The organism is Nonomuraea sp. NPDC002799, assembly GCF_053592075.1.
This window is the reverse complement of sequence record NZ_JBSFVA010000006.1, coordinates 64,785-79,542: the sequence shown is the minus strand read 5'-3', so window position 1 is coordinate 79,542 and position 14,758 is coordinate 64,785. Positions and strand designations below refer to the sequence as shown.

The 14,758-nt window shown below is 71.6% G+C and carries 16 protein-coding genes; 6 read left to right on the top strand and 10 right to left on the bottom strand.

Annotation, left to right across the window (positions count from 1 at the left end; genetic code table 11):
- Window positions 1–3: 3 nt before the first annotated feature.
- On the bottom strand, window positions 4–1,347 hold the full coding sequence (locus ACWD0F_RS13845; protein WP_449875167.1) for an RNA polymerase sigma factor: 1,344 nt from the start codon (window positions 1,345–1,347) through the stop codon (window positions 4–6).
- On the bottom strand, window positions 1,263–1,673 hold the full coding sequence (locus tag ACWD0F_RS13840; protein WP_449875722.1) for a YciI family protein: 411 nt from the start codon (window positions 1,671–1,673) through the stop codon (window positions 1,263–1,265). The genes ACWD0F_RS13845 and ACWD0F_RS13840 overlap by 85 nt, the downstream gene beginning before the upstream one ends.
- A gap of 111 nt (window positions 1,674–1,784) precedes the next feature.
- Here ACWD0F_RS13840 and ACWD0F_RS13835 point away from each other — a divergent pair, with 111 nt between their 5' ends.
- Window positions 1,785–2,579 carry an alpha/beta fold hydrolase gene (locus ACWD0F_RS13835; protein WP_449875165.1) on the top strand — a complete coding sequence of 265 codons (795 nt, stop codon included), beginning with the start codon at window positions 1,785–1,787 and terminating at the stop codon, window positions 2,577–2,579.
- A 15-nt stretch (window positions 2,580–2,594) separates the two neighbouring features.
- Here the strand turns inward: ACWD0F_RS13835 and ACWD0F_RS13830 are convergent, their stop codons facing one another.
- Complete coding sequence (locus ACWD0F_RS13830; protein WP_449875163.1) at window positions 2,595–3,533, bottom strand: helix-turn-helix transcriptional regulator; 939 nt, start codon at window positions 3,531–3,533, stop codon at window positions 2,595–2,597.
- A gap of 84 nt (window positions 3,534–3,617) precedes the next feature.
- Between ACWD0F_RS13830 and ACWD0F_RS13825 the strand changes: the two genes are divergently transcribed.
- Complete coding sequence (locus tag ACWD0F_RS13825) at window positions 3,618–4,094, top strand: VOC family protein (protein WP_449875161.1); 477 nt, start codon at window positions 3,618–3,620, stop codon at window positions 4,092–4,094.
- 46 nt (window positions 4,095–4,140) lie between these two features.
- The gene (locus ACWD0F_RS13820; protein WP_449875159.1) at window positions 4,141–4,929 is read left to right on the top strand and encodes a maleylpyruvate isomerase family mycothiol-dependent enzyme; all 789 of its coding nucleotides are present in this window, start codon (window positions 4,141–4,143) and stop codon (window positions 4,927–4,929) included.
- Between the two features lie 57 nt (window positions 4,930–4,986).
- On the opposite strand, the gene pip is transcribed toward ACWD0F_RS13820, so the two are convergent.
- Window positions 4,987–5,937, bottom strand: coding sequence for a prolyl aminopeptidase (pip, locus tag ACWD0F_RS13815; RefSeq protein ID WP_449875157.1), 951 nt, complete (start codon window positions 5,935–5,937; stop codon window positions 4,987–4,989).
- Window positions 5,938–5,980: 43 nt separating this feature from the next.
- A complete protein-coding gene (locus ACWD0F_RS13810) occupies window positions 5,981–6,763 on the bottom strand; it encodes a neutral zinc metallopeptidase (RefSeq protein ID WP_449875155.1) in 783 nt (260 codons plus the stop codon).
- Between the two features lie 134 nt (window positions 6,764–6,897).
- Here ACWD0F_RS13810 and ACWD0F_RS13805 point away from each other — a divergent pair, with 134 nt between their 5' ends.
- The gene (locus ACWD0F_RS13805; RefSeq protein WP_449875153.1) at window positions 6,898–7,821 is read left to right on the top strand and encodes a hypothetical protein; all 924 of its coding nucleotides are present in this window, start codon (window positions 6,898–6,900) and stop codon (window positions 7,819–7,821) included.
- 93 nt (window positions 7,822–7,914) lie between these two features.
- Here the strand turns inward: ACWD0F_RS13805 and ACWD0F_RS13800 are convergent, their stop codons facing one another.
- Window positions 7,915–9,144, bottom strand: a complete 1,230-nt coding sequence (locus tag ACWD0F_RS13800) for a cytochrome P450 family protein (RefSeq protein WP_449875151.1) — start codon at window positions 9,142–9,144, stop codon at window positions 7,915–7,917.
- 200 nt (window positions 9,145–9,344) lie between these two features.
- Here ACWD0F_RS13800 and ACWD0F_RS13795 point away from each other — a divergent pair, with 200 nt between their 5' ends.
- Complete coding sequence (locus tag ACWD0F_RS13795; protein ID WP_449875149.1) at window positions 9,345–9,929, top strand: hypothetical protein; 585 nt, start codon at window positions 9,345–9,347, stop codon at window positions 9,927–9,929.
- Between the two features lie 141 nt (window positions 9,930–10,070).
- Here the strand turns inward: ACWD0F_RS13795 and ACWD0F_RS13790 are convergent, their stop codons facing one another.
- Window positions 10,071–10,946: a hypothetical protein gene (locus tag ACWD0F_RS13790; RefSeq protein ID WP_449875147.1), complete on the bottom strand. Its 876-nt coding sequence runs from the start codon at window positions 10,944–10,946 to the stop codon at window positions 10,071–10,073.
- Here ACWD0F_RS13790 and ACWD0F_RS13785 point away from each other — a divergent pair.
- Window positions 10,933–11,346: a hypothetical protein gene (locus ACWD0F_RS13785; protein ID WP_449875145.1), complete on the top strand. Its 414-nt coding sequence runs from the start codon at window positions 10,933–10,935 to the stop codon at window positions 11,344–11,346. The two genes, ACWD0F_RS13790 and ACWD0F_RS13785, sit on opposite strands and share 14 nt — an antisense overlap.
- A 50-nt stretch (window positions 11,347–11,396) precedes the next feature.
- Here ACWD0F_RS13785 and ACWD0F_RS13780 read toward each other — a convergent pair whose 3' ends face one another.
- The 3 genes from ACWD0F_RS13780 to ACWD0F_RS13770 all read right to left on the bottom strand — a co-directional run bounded on the left by ACWD0F_RS13780 (window position 11,397) and on the right by ACWD0F_RS13770 (window position 14,717).
- Window positions 11,397–12,539: a CU044_5270 family protein gene (locus ACWD0F_RS13780; RefSeq protein ID WP_449875143.1), complete on the bottom strand. Its 1,143-nt coding sequence runs from the start codon at window positions 12,537–12,539 to the stop codon at window positions 11,397–11,399.
- On the bottom strand, window positions 12,532–13,140 hold the full coding sequence (locus ACWD0F_RS13775; RefSeq protein WP_449875141.1) for an RNA polymerase sigma factor: 609 nt from the start codon (window positions 13,138–13,140) through the stop codon (window positions 12,532–12,534). Before ACWD0F_RS13775 ends, ACWD0F_RS13780 begins: the two co-directional genes overlap by 8 nt.
- Before the next feature lie 221 nt (window positions 13,141–13,361).
- The gene (locus ACWD0F_RS13770; RefSeq protein WP_449875139.1) at window positions 13,362–14,717 is read right to left on the bottom strand and encodes a phosphotransferase; all 1,356 of its coding nucleotides are present in this window, start codon (window positions 14,715–14,717) and stop codon (window positions 13,362–13,364) included.
- Between the last annotated feature and the right edge of the window lie 41 nt (window positions 14,718–14,758).

The window sequence follows — 14,758 nt, the reverse complement described above, 5'->3', positions numbered from 1 at the left end:
CCCTCACGTTCCGGGATTGGGCTCGACCGGCAGCTTGGCGGCCTGGGCGTGCAGGTAGCGCTGCTGCGGGAAGCTCGTCGTGCGCCTGGCCGCCTCCTCGTAGGCCACGCGGGCGGCCGCGTGGTCGCCCGACATCTCCAGCAGGTGCCCGCGGACCGCGTGCAGCCGGTGGTCCGCGGCGACGCGCTCGTCGTGCTGGAGCCGTTCGAGGCGGTCCAGCCCGGCCCGGGGGCCGTGGGCCATGGCGACGGCGACGGTGTGGTTGAGCGCCACCATCGGGTTGTCCACGATCCGCATCAGCAGCTCGTACAGGGCGGTGATCTGCAGCCAGTCGGTCAGCCCGGCGCTCGGCGCCTCGTCGTGCAGGGCCGCGATGGCCGCCTGGAGCTGGTACGGCCCCGGCGTCCCCTGGGACAGGGCACCGGTGACGAGCGCGACGCCCTCCTCGATCCGGGCGGCGTTCCACAGGCGGCGGTCCTGCTCGGCCATGGGGATCAGCGCGCCGTCCGGGCCCGTACGAGCGGGCCGCCGGGCGTCCGTGAGCAGCATGAGCGCGAGCAGCCCGGCCACCTCGGCGTCGTCGGGCAGCAGCCGGCGCACCATCCGGGCCAGCCGGATCGCCTCCGCCGCCAGCTCAGCGCGCTGCAGGTCGGGCCCCGAGGTGCTGGCGTACCCCTCGTTGAAGATCAGGTAGAGCACGTGCAGCACCGCGCCCAGCCGTTGCGCCCGATCGGCGGGCCGGGGCAGCCGGAACGGCAGGCCGCTGTCCTTGACGCGCTGCTTGGCGCGGGTGATGCGGCGGGTCATCGTGCCCTCGGGCACCAGGAACGCGCGGGCGATCTCCGACGTGGTCAGGCCGCCGACCGCGCGCAGGGTGAGCGCGATCTGCGCGGTCGGCGAGAGCGACGGATGGCAGCACATGAACAGCAGGACGAGTGTGTCGTCCGAGGCGGGGGCGGGCTTGTCGGCGGGAGGCGCGAGCCAGTCGCCAGGCAGCCGCCAGGCCGCCACGGTGTCCTCCCTGCGGCGGCGCGCCTGCTCGCTGCGGAGCAGGTCGGTCAGCCGGCGCGCGGCCACCGTGATCAGCCAGGCGCGCGGATCGTCCGGTCTGCCCTCCCGGGGCCACTGCGTGGCCGCGGCCAGCAGCGCCTCCTGCACGGCGTCCTCGGCGTCGGCGAAGTGCCCGTAGCGCCGGACGACCGCGCCGAGGACCTGCGGCGCCAGCTCGCGCAGCAGATCCTCGGGCCCGGGTACGGCGGCGATCAGAACCCCATGTCGGCTCGGCCGTCGACGATGGGCCGGATGTCGGCCACGGCGTTGTCGTAGGCACCGCCGGGGTAGGGGCACTGGGAGAAGCGGGCGGCGATCTCGGTCGCGCGGTCGAAGCTCTCGCACTCCACGATCCAGTAGCCGGCCAGCACCTCCTGGGTCTCGGCGTACGGCCCGTCCGTGACGAGCGGAGCGCCGTCCTTGGAGCCGAGCCGCCTGGTGTGCACGGGAGCGGCCAGCGCCCTGGTCTCGACCAGCTCTCCCGACTCCTCCAGCTCCTTGTTGAACGCCGTCATGAACTGCACCATCGCCGCCACGTCCTCAGGCGCCCAGGCGGCCTGGTCACCCGAGGATTTGCCGGACAGGACGTCGTAGTCCTGCTGTGAGCCGTAGGTAAGGATCATGTACTTCACGGGTTCGTGTCCTCTCTCGTGGGCCTTACGCCAGGTACGTCGGAGCCGCGGCCACCCCCCGGACATGCCCTCCACCGGAGTCTCCAATTAGAGTGGGGGAACGTGCCCTATGCGACAACCCAGGACGGCGCCAAGCTGTCCTACCAGGTCCGCGGCGGCGGCCGGCCCCTCGTGCTCCTCCAGGGACAGGCCAACTCCCACCGCTGGTGGGATCCCGTGCGCGACGACTTCGACGCGGCCTACCGGACGATCACCCTCGACTACCGCGGCACCGGCGGCAGCGACAAGCCCGACGAGCCCTACACCACCCGCGGCTTCGCCACCGACGTGCTGGCGGTGCTGGACGAGCTGGGGGTGCGGCGGGCGCACGTCTACGGCACGTCGATGGGCGGGCGGGTGGCCCAGTGGCTGGCGGCCGACCACCCGGGGCGGGTCGGGGCGCTGGTGCTCGGCTGCAGCTCGCCGGGCGGTGCCCACGGGATCGAGCGCGGCAACGACGTGCGCCGGTCCCTGGCCCAGCCGGACCGGGCGGCGGCCGAGCGGGCGCTGCTGGAGCTCATGTACACCCCCGCCTGGCTGGCCAGGCACCCCGGCCCGCACCACACGACCGGCGATCCGGACATGCCGCCGCACGCCCGGCGCCGCCACCTGGCCGCCAGCGCCGGTCACGACGCCTGGGACGCGCTGCCCTCGATCGCCGCCCCGACGCTGGTCGTCCACGGCACCGACGACGTGTTCAACCCGGCGGCCAACGCCCCGCTGCTGGCCGGCCGCATCCCCGGGGCCGCACTGCGGATGATCGAGGGCGCGCGGCACGCTTACTTCGAGGAGTTCCGCGACGTCGCGGGAGCGCTGGTGCTCGGCTTCCTGGCCGGGGTCACTCCGTCGCCCGAGTGAGACGGGCGCTCGGCTTCACTCCGTCGCCCGGGTGAGACGGGCCGCCAGCTCCCGCAGGTGCGCGGTGAGCTCGGGCGGCCCGTGCACCTCGAACGCGCAGCCGAGCGTCATCAGCCGGAAGGCCAGCCAGCCGAGCGTGTCGGCGTGCATGCGCAACCGGCAACCGTGCGCGCCGAGCGGGGTGACCTCCCCCAGGGCCTCGATCAGCGTCGTCGGCGGGGTGCGCAGCGTGACGTCGGCCTCGTACGTGGGCGCGGAGGAGTAGAGCCGCTCCGCGACATACGCGGCGGCGTCCCCGCCCGGCGGCTCGCGCGGCGTGACCCGGACGCCGGTCGGCCGCACGTCGTCGATGCGGTCGACACGGAAGATCCGCCAGTCGTCGCGGTCGTGGTCGTGCCCGAGCAGATACCACTGCCGCCCCGCCGCGACCACCCGGTGCGGGTCGACCAGCCGCCGGCCGCTCACCCCCTCATCCGACCGGTACGCGAACCGCACCCGCTCCCGGTTGGCCACGGCCACCGCCAGCGCCGTGAGCCGCTCGGGGTCCACCTCAGGCCCGGCCATGACGGGCATCGGCACGGTCGCGCGGCCCAGTGACCTGACCCGGTGCCGCAGCCGGGCCGGCAGCACCTGCTCCAGCTTGGCCAGCGCGCGTACCGAGGCCTCCTCGATGCCCTGCACCGGATGCCTGGCCGCGGTGGCCAGGCCCACGGTGATCGCCACCGCCTCCTCGTCGTCCAGCAGCAGCGGCGGCATGGCCGTGCCGGCGACCAGCCGGTAGCCGCCGTCGGCGCCCATGCTGGCCTCCACCGGGTAGCCCAGGCCGCGCAGGCGGTCGACGTCGCGCCGGACCGTCCTGCGGCTGACGCCCAGCCGGTCGGCCAGCTCGCCACCCGGCCACTCACGGGGGGTCTGGAGCAGCGACAGCAGACTCAGAAGGCGGGACTCGCTCATGACGGCCTTCCATGTAGGACAGAACTTGACCTACTCCAGGAATAGCGTAGCAAGCGTCATCACGCATCCGGGAGAGGAAACATCATGTCCGTCAACCCCATCCCCGAGGGCTACACCACCGTCACGCCGTGGATCATCTCCCAGGACACGGCCGGGCTCATCGACTACCTCACGGCCGCCTTCGACGCCGTCGAGCTGGGCCGCCTGGCCGACGAGGAGGGACGCATCGCGCACGCGGAGCTGCGGATCGGGGACGCGGTGGTGATGATGTTCGACGCGGCGCCCGGCTGGCCGCCCACCCCGGCCTTCCTGCGCCTGTACGTGCCCGACGCGGACGCCGTCCACCGCCAGGCCGTCGAGGCGGGCGGTACGTCGGTCACCGAGGTCACCCACCTGGCGTTCGGCGACCGGGTGGGGCGGGTCCGCGACCCGTTCGGCAACCTCTACTGGATCCAGACCCGCATCGAGGACGTCACGCAGGAAGAGATGGAGCGCCGCCTGAGCGACCCGGAGTTCACGAAGGCGATGGAGTACGTCCAGAGCGCGCGCTTCTTCGCCTGACGAACTCGGTGGAGGCCGATCTTGCGGCTGCGGCACAGTGGGAGCCATGGGATCCGCCGCACGTTTCCGCCGGGAAGTCCGAGCGTTCCACGACGTCGCCCAGCAGGCGGCGCAAGGGGACCACACGCCCCTGGTGCCGTCCTGTCCCGGCTGGTCGGTCGCCGATCTGGTCGTCCATCTCGCCTCGACGCACCGGAGCGTGATCAGCATCATCGAAGGCCGGCTCCCGGGCCCGCCCGACCCGTCCGACCTGTCCTTCCTCGACCTGCCCGCCGACCCCGCGGGCTGGCCCGACCCGGCGCTGGCCCCCCATACCGGGCCGATCCAGGCCGGGGTGCTCGACTGGTTCGCCGACGGGGCGGCCCAGCTGGCGGACCTGTTCGAGCAGCGTTCGCCGGACGAGGCCGTGTGGACGTGGTCGGTGGAGCAGACCGTCGGGTTCTGGTCGCGGATGCAGACCATCGAGGCCGCCGTGCACCGCTGGGACGCCGGGAACGCCCTCGGAACGGCTCGCCCGATCGACGCCGACGTCGCCGTCGACGCGATCGCGCAGATGTTCGAGGTGATGGCGCCCGCGCGGCGGACGTGGTTGCGGGCACCGGCCGGGGAGGGCGAGCGGTTCCGGTTCCGGCGGACCGACGGCGCCGGCGACTGGACGGTGCACTTCGAGGGCGATCTGGTGCGGCTCGCCGCCGGCCGCCCCGACGTCGAGCTGGCCGGGCCGGTCTCGGACCTGCTGCTCTTTCTCTGGCAGCGGATCCCGGCCGGCCACCTGGACGTGCGCGGCGACAAGACCCTGCTCGACCGCTACTTCGCCTTGGTGCCCCCGCTATGACATGCGGGTCCCGCGCTCACCTGTCGGCGAAGCCGACCCGAGCCCCGGGTCTCGCGCTCACCTGTCGGCGAAGCCGTCGAGGGCCGCGCGGATCTCGGCCGCGAACGTCTTGCTTCCGGTGTGCCCGGAGTCGTCGACGACCACCAGCTTGGCGTCGGGCCACGCCTGAGCGAGCTGCCAGGCCGTGTGCAGCGGCCCGCCCAGGTCGAAGCGGCCGTGGATGAGCACGCCGGGGATCCCGGCCAGCCGGCCGGCCTCGCGCAGCAGCACGCCCTCCTCCAGCCAGGCGGCGTTGGAGAAGTAGTGGGCGCACATGCGCACCAGCGCGAGCCGGGCGTCATGGGGGCGGTCGCTGTAGGCGTTCGGCTTGCCGTTGACCTCCAGCGAGATCACCGCGTCCTCCCAGGCCAGCCAGTCGTGGGTGGCCTGCTCCCGCACCTGGGGGTCGGGGTCGACGACGAGCCGCGCGTACGCCGCCAGCAGGTCGCCGTCCCTGTCGGCCTCGGGCACGCCCTGCCTGAACCGCTGCCACTCCTCGGGGAAGAAGCGGCCCACGCCCCGGTAGAGCCAGTCGATCTCGGAGCGCCGGGTCATCGTGACGCCGGTGACGACCATCTCCGACACCCGTTCCGGATGGGCCTCGGCGTAGGCCAGCATCAACGTCGAACCCCACGAGCCGCCATAGAGCAGCCACCTGTCGATGCCGAGGTGCTCGCGCAGGAGCTCCATGTCGGCGACCAGATGATGGGTGGTGTTGGCGCTCAGGTCGGTCGCGGGGTCGGCGGCGTGCGGCCGGCTCCTGCCGCAGTTGCGCTGATCGAACAGGACGACCCGGTAACGCTCCGGGTCGAAGGCGCGGCGCTGGCCCGTCGAGCAACCCGACCCTGGGCCGCCGTGCACGACGAGGGCGGGCTTGCCGTCCGGGTTTCCGCAGGTCTCCCAGTAGACGAGGTTGCCGTCGCCGACGTCCAGCATGCCGTGCTCGTAAGGCTCGATCGGCGGGTTCAAGGCCGGGCTCCTTCTCCTTCAGAGTTATAACAGCGCTTTTAGATTACGCCACCTTGGCGGACGAGGCGGTCCAGGTGTTGCACGAGCCCGGGTCGCCGGTGGCGAAGCCGCGCTTGACCCAGGCCACGATGTTCGCCTCCTTGCCCGCCGTGCGGACCGTGCCGCGGGCATCGCCTTCGGGAAGGCTGAGCAAGTAGGCCCAATCCGCCTTGGTCCGGTCCTTCATCGGCCAGACGCTCTTGGCGAACGCGCCCGCGAGGCAGTCGCTCTGCAGGTTGTAGCGCCTGGACTGCTCGTTCAGCTCGCGATTGCCGTCATACGGCGCCGCGTCGAAGGCGGCGTCGATTCCGACCAGATTCTGCACGTGCTGGCCGTACATCGACGATGCGACATAGAACAGCCAGAGGTCTGAGGGATCCTTGAGCCATTCCCTGCCGAGCTGAACCAGCATTGTGCTGTTCTTCGCGCAGTACCAGACCTGCGAATCGTCCTTGCTCATCTGATAACCGCAGTACTTTTTCGGCACCTTGTCCACGTGGCGTACCTTGACCTTCTTGTAGGGCAGGCTCGCCTGGGTCAGATGTTGCCCCCAAGTGGTTTCCAGACACGTGATGACCGCCTCGAAGTAGGCGCGGCCCTGCTGACGATTGTTCGGCTTGACCGGCGGCTCCTCGCAGGCGGTCGCGGGGAGAGCGCCTGCTTCGTACAGCGGGTTGGCAATGAGTTTGGGGTGTTTGACCGGGTATGCCGTCGACTCGGCGAGGGCGGTACCGGCTAAAGGCATCATCAGGACGCCGGCCAATACGACGGTTTTGAGAAGTTTCACGAGGGGTGAGAATAAGGCCCCCTGCCTTCCGAAGCAACGCGGTAAAGAGGGCTAGATCCAACTATGAAGTAATTGAACCATCACTAAGGGTACTGATCGCTGCGGATAACCGGAAATCATCCGCAGGGAGCACCATGTACAAGCACGCAATTGCCGCATTCAGCGCAACCTCCGCCGCCCTCCTGTTGACGGCCGGGCCGGTGGCCGCCGAGGCCGCCGTCCCTGCACGGTGCAGTGACTACAACGCCGTCAGCGTCAACCTGTCGCCGCCGCCACCGCTGGCCGGGGACGTCGACGCGGCCGAGGTCGCGGCGTTCCTCGACGCGGTGGTCACCGGCCGCTATCCGTTGACCGGCGTGCCCGACCCCGCGCCGGGAATCATCGGCCCTGACGGGATGCCGCCCACCGCCGCGCGCCCGCTCACGCCCGCCGAGCTGTACACGCCCGCCGCGCCACCGGTCGTGCCACTCGCCGCACAGCCGGTCGCGTCATCCGTCGTGCCGCCGGTCGGCGCCCCCGGTGCCACCGTCTTCGGCAGCTTCCTTTCCGGAAGCGCTCTTGCCGGAGGCACTGTTACCGAGCACGTCCTTACCGGTGGCACTCTTTCCGAGAGTGTCCTTGCCGGGGGGACCGCCTCCGTGGCGCCGGATCTCTCGCCGGTTCGTGCCCTGATCGACGCCCTCGTGGCCAGGGCGATGGCCTGCTACAACGACGGCGGCACGCTCACGGTGGGGGAAACTCCCATGGTGGAAGAGCTTTCGACGGTGGGAGAGATGCCGACGGTGGCGGAAATGCCGGCCCTCCCGCAGCTCCGTGCCCTCGGCGTTGCCGAGGTGCTCGAAGCGCTCGCCCTCACCTCGCAGTCCTGCGCGACGGCCACCCAGGAGCCCGGTCCCGCGACGCTGCTGGGCACCATGGGCGTCCCGCAACTCGTCGGCGAGATCACCGGGTACCCGACGGCGTGCGCGGCGCCCGGCACGACCCCGGCCGCCGCGCCGGAGTCGCTCCTGGACTCCATCGGCGTCGTGAGCCTGCTCGGCGGCCTCCTCGGCCGCTGACGTCACGTCGCCGGAGGCATCGCGTGACTCACGTACGCGCCAGGACAGGCCGCCATCACGCGCTCGCGGAAGGACGGCCTGTTCTCGCCTGGTTCAGGGGCCGTCCTTGGCCGGCCCCAGCACCACCGGCAACATGACCGGCCCTTCGGTGATGAGTGAGGAGGTGTAGGCGATCCCGGCCGCCCCGGTGTCCATGCGCAGGTCGGGGAACCGGCGGAACAACGACTCCAGCGCGATCCTGGCCTCCAGCCTGGCCAGCGGCGCGCCCAGGCAGAAGTGCGGCCCCCGGCCGAACCCCAGGTGCGTCTCCTGACCGCGCGAGATGTCGAACCGCTCGGCACCCGGCCCGTACGTGGCCGGATCCGTCCCCGTGCCACCGAGCCCGATCATGATCGGAGCCCCGGCCGGGATCGTCACCCCGGCCAGCCGCACGTCCTGCACCGGATAACGGAACAGCAGCCCCACCACGGAGTTGCGGCTGCGCAGCGCCTCCTCGACCACGTCGTCCCAGGCGTCCTGCGCCCGAGCCCTGGCGAGCTGCTCCGCGTCCGAGCACAGCGCCATGACCGTGTTGGCGATCAGGTGCACCGTGGTCTCGTGGCCGGCGATGAGCACCAGCCACAGGATCCAGAGCATCTCGGTGTCGGACAGGCGGTCGCCGTCCTCCGCCTGCGCGCGGATGAGCCCGGTGGTCAGGTCGTCGCCCGGCTCGCCGCGCTTGCGCTGGATGAACGAGCCCAGATAGCCGAGCAGCTCGCCCCCGACCCGCATCGCCTCCTCCGGGCTGGTCTCGTGGGAGAGCAGGACGTTGCTCCAGTCGCGGATCTGCTGGCGCTCATGCTCGGGCACGCCGAACAGCTCGCAGATCACCGCGACGGGCAGCGGCTCGCTGAAAGCGCGCACGAGGTCGATCGCGCTGTCGCCGGCCGCCATCTGGTCGAGCAGTTCGTCCGTCATCTCCTGGATGCGCGGGGCGAGGGATCGTACCCGGGCGGGGGTGAAGGCGCGGTTGATCAGGCTGCGCAGCCGCCGGTGGTCCGTGCCGTCCTTGGTCAGCAGGTGATCGCCCTCGATGACCTGCCGCAGCGGCCAGTCAGGCGGGATCGAGCCGTCGTTCAGCGCGGTGAAGTTTCGCGGGTTCTTGCTGTAGAGGGTGTCGTCGTTGGCGAGCACCTCGTTCGCCGTGTCGTACGAGGCGACCATCCAGGCGTTCACCTTGCCGGGCAGCTCGATGGGCAGGACCGGTCCGCCCTGGTCACGCAGACGGCAGATCGTCTCCGACGTCCGTTCGCCGGGGACCGGCAGTTCATGGGGGGTAGCCATTGGAGATCTCCAATGTACGAGTGTCTTCCTCACTTTCCGCGAAGTGCCCGTTCGCTCCAAGGGCGCTTCGTTGTCACCGCGAGGCCGCCAACACCTGCCGATCGCGCCACAACGTGCTGGTCGTGACTCCTCCACGGCTGGTGACGGAGCAATCGGCGTACCCTTTCGGTTGTGCCGACCCCCCGCCACAGGAGCGCCCGATGAGCGACCTCGACCTGCGCGTGGTCCTGGTGCCCGACCTGGGCGAGGTTTTGGCCCAGGCGATCGGCGAGCTGGAGCGCCTGCTGCTGGCGCTGCGCGCCGCCGAGTCCGAGGGGGCCGCGCTGCCCGGCCCGCTGGCCGGCGGGACCGCGCTGACCGCGCTGCGCCGGCTCTGGACGGCGATGGCGCCCAGCCAGGGCCGGCGCGCCACCGCCGCCAGGCTCGCCGGCCGCCTGTACGCCCCCGGCGGCCAGGTCGAACACCTCCCGCTGCGCCTGGTCGACGTGGACCCGATCGACGTCGTGACGTTGTCGGCCGCCGCCGTGGCGCTCGGCCTCGGCGCGACCGGCACGGGCGTGGTCAGGCAGACCCTGGAGGCCGCGGACGTGCCGGCCGGCGAGCTGGTCGCCGCGGCCGCCCGCGTCAGCGGCCTGCTGGACCTGGCCGACACGGCCGAGTCCATCGTGCTCCGCGAGCATCTGGCCGCCGCCGGCCCCGGCGCCGACGTCGTCCTGACGCCTGCCGTGGAGAAGGCGTACCAGGCGACCGTGGACCGGCTCGACCGGATGTGGCCGCACCGCTAGCGGACCCGGACGGGGCGGTCGTCGGGCAGGTCGAGCGGCGGGTTCGCGAGCACGCATGGCGGGAAATGCTCCCTCGTTGTGACCAACGCTTCGAACCGCACCCCTATAACCACTCTATGTAGTCATTCTGCTACATAGTGCTCACCACGCAGTGCACGGGGTTTCTCCTTGACTCGGATGCTCGTCCGCCGAGATCGGCATCGACGTGGTGGAGCCGTCGTCGAGGTCGACCCGGAAACCCTGCCATTTGTGCGTGTACATCAGGTGCCGTCCGGTCCCGTCGAGGCTGAACCACAGCCCCAGCGACGCGTCGCGCGGCAACGTCAGCCGCGCGAGAACCCGCGGCTCCCCCTGACCGCTCACGGGGACCCGCTCGACGGCGTGGCCGACTGAGTAGATCAGGGCGCTGCCGTCAGGTGTGTACGCCACCGACTCCAGCAACATCCTGCCCTCGGTGACGAGCCGGGTCGCGGCCATCAGATCGGACCCCTGGCCGGCGAGATCGAGCACGCCGACGCCCTTGCCGCCGGGCAGCCAGGCGAGCGAGCGGCCGTCCGGCGCCCACGCCAGGCCGCCCACCGCGACCTGCGCCCGCGTACTCCAGTCCCGGCGTCGCCCGGTGGCGAGGTCGAGCACGGAGACCTTGGCCCCGCCGCCGATGAGCAACGTGGAGTACGCCAGCCTGGTGGCGTCGTGGCTCAGGGCGATCGCGTGGACCGCGCTCAGCTCGTCGCGTTCGAGCTGGGGGACGGCCACCGGATCACCCGGCCGGCCGTTCTCGTCGAGGACGACCCGGAAGAAACGTATGGGCGGATCCCGTTCCCCCGTCCATCCCGCCAGCACGAAGGTGCGGTTGTCCGGCGCCGCGGTCACGAGGTGCCAGGAGGAGCGCACGCTGGGGGGCAGCACGATGTTCGCCACGAACGCGCCGGTCTGCGCGTCGTGCACGGAGGGCCGTACCGGTGTGATGTCCGGCGTCTTCGAGCCCTCAGGGAAGTGCGCGATGGGGTTCCTCACGGCGACGAAGAACCGCGGCGGGCCGGTCACCGGGCGGGCCGGCGCGGTCGCCATCGGCGTGGCCAGGGTGGTCGCCGGTGGTGGGAGCGGCGAACGAACCGGCGACGCCGAGGGGTTCGCCGGGTCCGGAGAAGACACCTGCGGCAACGGCGGGAGTGACACCGGGACACTCGGCGAGAGTGGCACCGGGACAGACGGCGAGAGTGATGCCGGGAATGGCGGCGCGGCCGACGGCGAGAGTGATGCCGGGAGGGGCAGCGTGGCCGACGGCGGGGGTGACTCCGGGCTGGTGAGCGACACCCGCTCGACGGCCGGCACGCCGCAGGCGCAGGCGCAGGCGCAGGCCAGGGTGAGCAGCGCCAGAATCGCCGACGTGACGGCCACGCGAGGGGACATATAGCGATGATCTTATTCTTTTCCGCATATGACCAGCGGATCACCATTCGAGCGCTAAGAGGTCTCACCCGGCCGGTCCACGACGCCGTTCGCCAGTTCGGTGACGGTCCACACGCTTCCGGCCTTGGTCATCAGCTCCGGCTCACCACCGCTCGGGGTGTGGAACTCGTCGCGATTCCAGATCATGCGATCCTCCAGGAGACGGTAGGTGTCGGGGTCGAGCACCAGGTAGCGGGTGCTGACCTCCTGGCCGTCCGGTTCGTAGTAGAGCCCGATGCCCTCCCTGCCCTGCTCGTCCCGCATCCCCACGACGATCTTGACGCCGGGGATCTTGGCCAGCGCGCGATAGATGGCGGCCTCCACCTTCGGCGGCATCACGGCCTGTTGCCCCAGATACACCGAGAGCACCCGGTATGCCTGCGGGTCCGGCGGCGCGACGGTCCGCGGCACGCCCTCCTCTCTCGGCTTGTCGATCCAGTGCCTGTCGCCCTTCACGTGCGCGAGCAACTTGTCGGGGTCGGTGGGCAGCTTCAGCAGCTTGGCCCGGTACGCCTGCGGGGACAGATCGTCGTCGTCCGGGTCCGGGGGCACGTCGGAGATCCGCATCCGGCCGTTCTCGTCGTAACCCGCTTGCTGCTTGCCGTCATACCGGGTCCACTGCTCCCAGATCGACGCCTTTCCGGTGTTCGGCTGCACGTCTTTCACCTTGGTGTAGACCCACTGGTCGGGTCGCGGGGCCGCGGTGAGCCGGCTTTCGGCGACGAGCGCCGCCTGCTCCAGGAGTGAGATGCTCCCCGGGCGCAGGGTCTGGGGAGCGGGCACGTTGAAGGCGCTCTCGGGCGCGGGCGGTCTGGCGATCACCAGCACGGCCGCGATCCCGGCCGCCAGCAACCCGCTCAGCAGCGCCCGCCGCCCAAGCGAGCGCGAACGCGACCGGCGAACGGCGGTAGCGTGGTCCGCCAGCGTGACGGCGTCGCCTGGCGGCGTGACGGCATCGCCCAGCGGGGTGGCGGAATCGCCTGGCGGCGTGGTGGCGGTCCCTGGGGGCGTGGCGGCATCGCCCAGCGGGGTGGTGGCGGTCTCTGGGGGCGTGGTGGTCGCCGTGGCGAGCAGGCGGGCCCGGAGCGGGGCCAGCCGGTCGGCGGTGGGCTCGGGCGCGTCGGCGCGCAGTTGCTGGAGCAGCTCCAGGTCATCCACGATCGTCCTCCTCCTCGGCGATGGCGGTGGGGTCCACGCCGCCCAGCGCGGCGCGGGTCAGCCTCCTGGCCCGGTGCAGGCGGGAGCGTACGGTGCCGATCGGTATCCCGAGGGCGTGCGCGGTCTCCTCGTAGCTGAGCTGCGCCCAGGCCACGGTGAGCAGCACCTCCCGATCCCCGTCCGACAGCTCGGCCAGGGCGGCCGCCAGGTCGCGGTGCGCCGCCGACGCCGCGACCCGGGACACCACGCGGTCGGCGTAGCTGTCCGCGATCTCGTCCACGCCGGTCCTGGCCAGCGCCAGGTAGGACCGTAACTCCGTCCGGCGGTGCCGTCCGATGAGGTTGGCGGCTATGCCGTACAGCCAGGGGCGGGCGTCGGAGCGGCCGGGATCGTAGCGGGCGCGCTGTTGGAAGGCGGCCAGGAAGGTCTCCGCCACGATGTCGTCGGCGAGCGACTCGCCCAGCCGCCGGGTGACGTAGCGATGCAGGACGGCGGCATGCCGGTCGAACAGGGCGGCGAACGCGCCGGGATCCCAGCGGGAGCGTCGGATCACCTCGGCGTCGTCCACATTCCCCAGCGCCTCGACAGAGTCTGTCTCCACAACCACTCTCGGCTCCCGTCCTCGGCCTGTCACCTGCTATCACCCGATAGCGGGATTCGAGTTCTCGGAAACTCTCCAGGCGGCGGGAACGTCAGTCCGAAAGCATCCAGTCCGAGACCACTCAGTCCGGGAACCACTTAGGCCGGGAACCACTTAGGCCGGGAACCACTTAGGCCGGGGACCACTCAGGCCGGGAACCACTCAGTCCAAGACCACTCCGCTCAGTCCGGGACCATGAGGAAACGCAGCGCGGCGCGGATGCCGGCGACGGGGTCGCCTGCGTGGTAGACGCGCTCCGCGGGTTCGATGCCGTCCAGGAACTCCTGGTAGCGCACGGCGTAGGCCAAATGCGCCAGCGGTTCGGCGATGGCCAGGGCCCGGCCGGGGTCGCTGCCCGGCACGTGAGCCGTCCAGGCGTCGATCCAGGCACGGGCGGCGGCCGGTCGCCTGGCTTCTGGCAGGAAGTCGCAGATCCGTGCGCCGTCCAGCACCGGGTTGCCCAGATGCGCGTCGGCGAAGTCGAACACCACCGGCGGCCCGCCGTCGGCCCGGCAGTTGCCCGGGTGGAAGTCGCCGTGCACGATCGTGTCGGGCAGGCCGCACTCGTCGAGCATCGGCCACCGTTCGACCAGCTCGTACGCACCGGCCAGCTCCTCGGCTGTCAGCTCGCGACCCACGTCACCGGCGAGCAGCTCACGGACCTTGCCGGCCACCACGATCCCCCGCCGATCCGGCAACCCAGGCAGAACCCCACCTGCCAGGGCGGCCTGTGCGGACGCCATGCGGGTCACGACGTCGGCGATGACGTCGGCGGAAGCGTCCCAGCAGTCCTCGCCGGGCAGGTGCTCCAGCAGGACCCGGCCCGGCGCCGACGCGATGACCGCCGGCACCAGATCCGGGCGTACCTCCGCGAACGCCCCGATGACGGCGGCCTCGTCGGCGGCGAAGTGCGGCGTGGTCTTCAGCCAGACCGGCCCCCGGCCGGTGGGCAGGCGGAACAGCCCGGCCAGATTCCAGGTCTTGCGCTGACGCACCGGCCCGGTCACCGGCCGCCCGGCGGCGGTCAGCGCGCCAGAGGCCCAGCCGAGCGCCTCCCTCAACCCCTCGATCCCCGCCCACGGCGCCCGCAGCTCCTCCGGCCCATCAAAGGCCGCACGCCCGTCAAAGGCCGCATGCCCCTCAGAACCCGCAGGCCCCATAGGAGCCGAACGCCACTCAGAACCCGCAGGCCCCCCAGAACCCGCACGTCCCATAGGAGCCGAACGCCCCTCAGAAGCCGCACGCCCCTCAGAAGCCGCACGCCCGAAGGCCGCGTGCTCAGCGGGCAGAAAGGCCGCCAGGCCGGGCGCGGGCCGCTGGAGCGCTTCGACGTGATAGGTCACGTGGCCGTCCCGAGCCCCTTCGCCACCCTCCACCCGCAACAGGCGCAACACCAGCACCTCGACGCCCAGCACGTCCCGCAGGTGCGCGACGACCGGCTCGACCTCCGCCCACCACGGCACGTCCACCGCGAACGGCCCGACGACGCCCAAGCGCTCGCCGTCCGATGTGACCCACGCGCTAACCGTCCGGCTCATCCGATCAGTCTGGCCTCTCCCCCGAGCGCCCGCCACGCATT

Excerpts from the sequence above, each read along its gene's own strand:
- ACWD0F_RS13800 (WP_449875151.1), bottom strand. The coding sequence starts at position 9,144 with ATGGCTACCCCCCATGAACTGCCGGTCCCCGGCGAACGGACGTCGGAG.
- ACWD0F_RS13805 (WP_449875153.1), top strand. The coding sequence starts at position 6,898 with ATGTACAAGCACGCAATTGCCGCATTCAGCGCAACCTCCGCCGCCCTC.
- ACWD0F_RS13830 (WP_449875163.1), bottom strand. The coding sequence starts at position 3,533 with ATGAGCGAGTCCCGCCTTCTGAGTCTGCTGTCGCTGCTCCAGACCCCC.
- ACWD0F_RS13825 (WP_449875161.1), top strand. The coding sequence starts at position 3,618 with ATGTCCGTCAACCCCATCCCCGAGGGCTACACCACCGTCACGCCGTGG.
- ACWD0F_RS13770 (WP_449875139.1), bottom strand. The coding sequence starts at position 14,717 with ATGAGCCGGACGGTTAGCGCGTGGGTCACATCGGACGGCGAGCGCTTG.
- ACWD0F_RS13840 (WP_449875722.1), bottom strand. The coding sequence starts at position 1,673 with ATGATCCTTACCTACGGCTCACAGCAGGACTACGACGTCCTGTCCGGC.
- ACWD0F_RS13820 (WP_449875159.1), top strand. The coding sequence starts at position 4,141 with ATGGGATCCGCCGCACGTTTCCGCCGGGAAGTCCGAGCGTTCCACGAC.
- ACWD0F_RS13795 (WP_449875149.1), top strand. The coding sequence starts at position 9,345 with ATGAGCGACCTCGACCTGCGCGTGGTCCTGGTGCCCGACCTGGGCGAG.
- ACWD0F_RS13785 (WP_449875145.1), top strand. The coding sequence starts at position 10,933 with ATGGGGTTCCTCACGGCGACGAAGAACCGCGGCGGGCCGGTCACCGGG.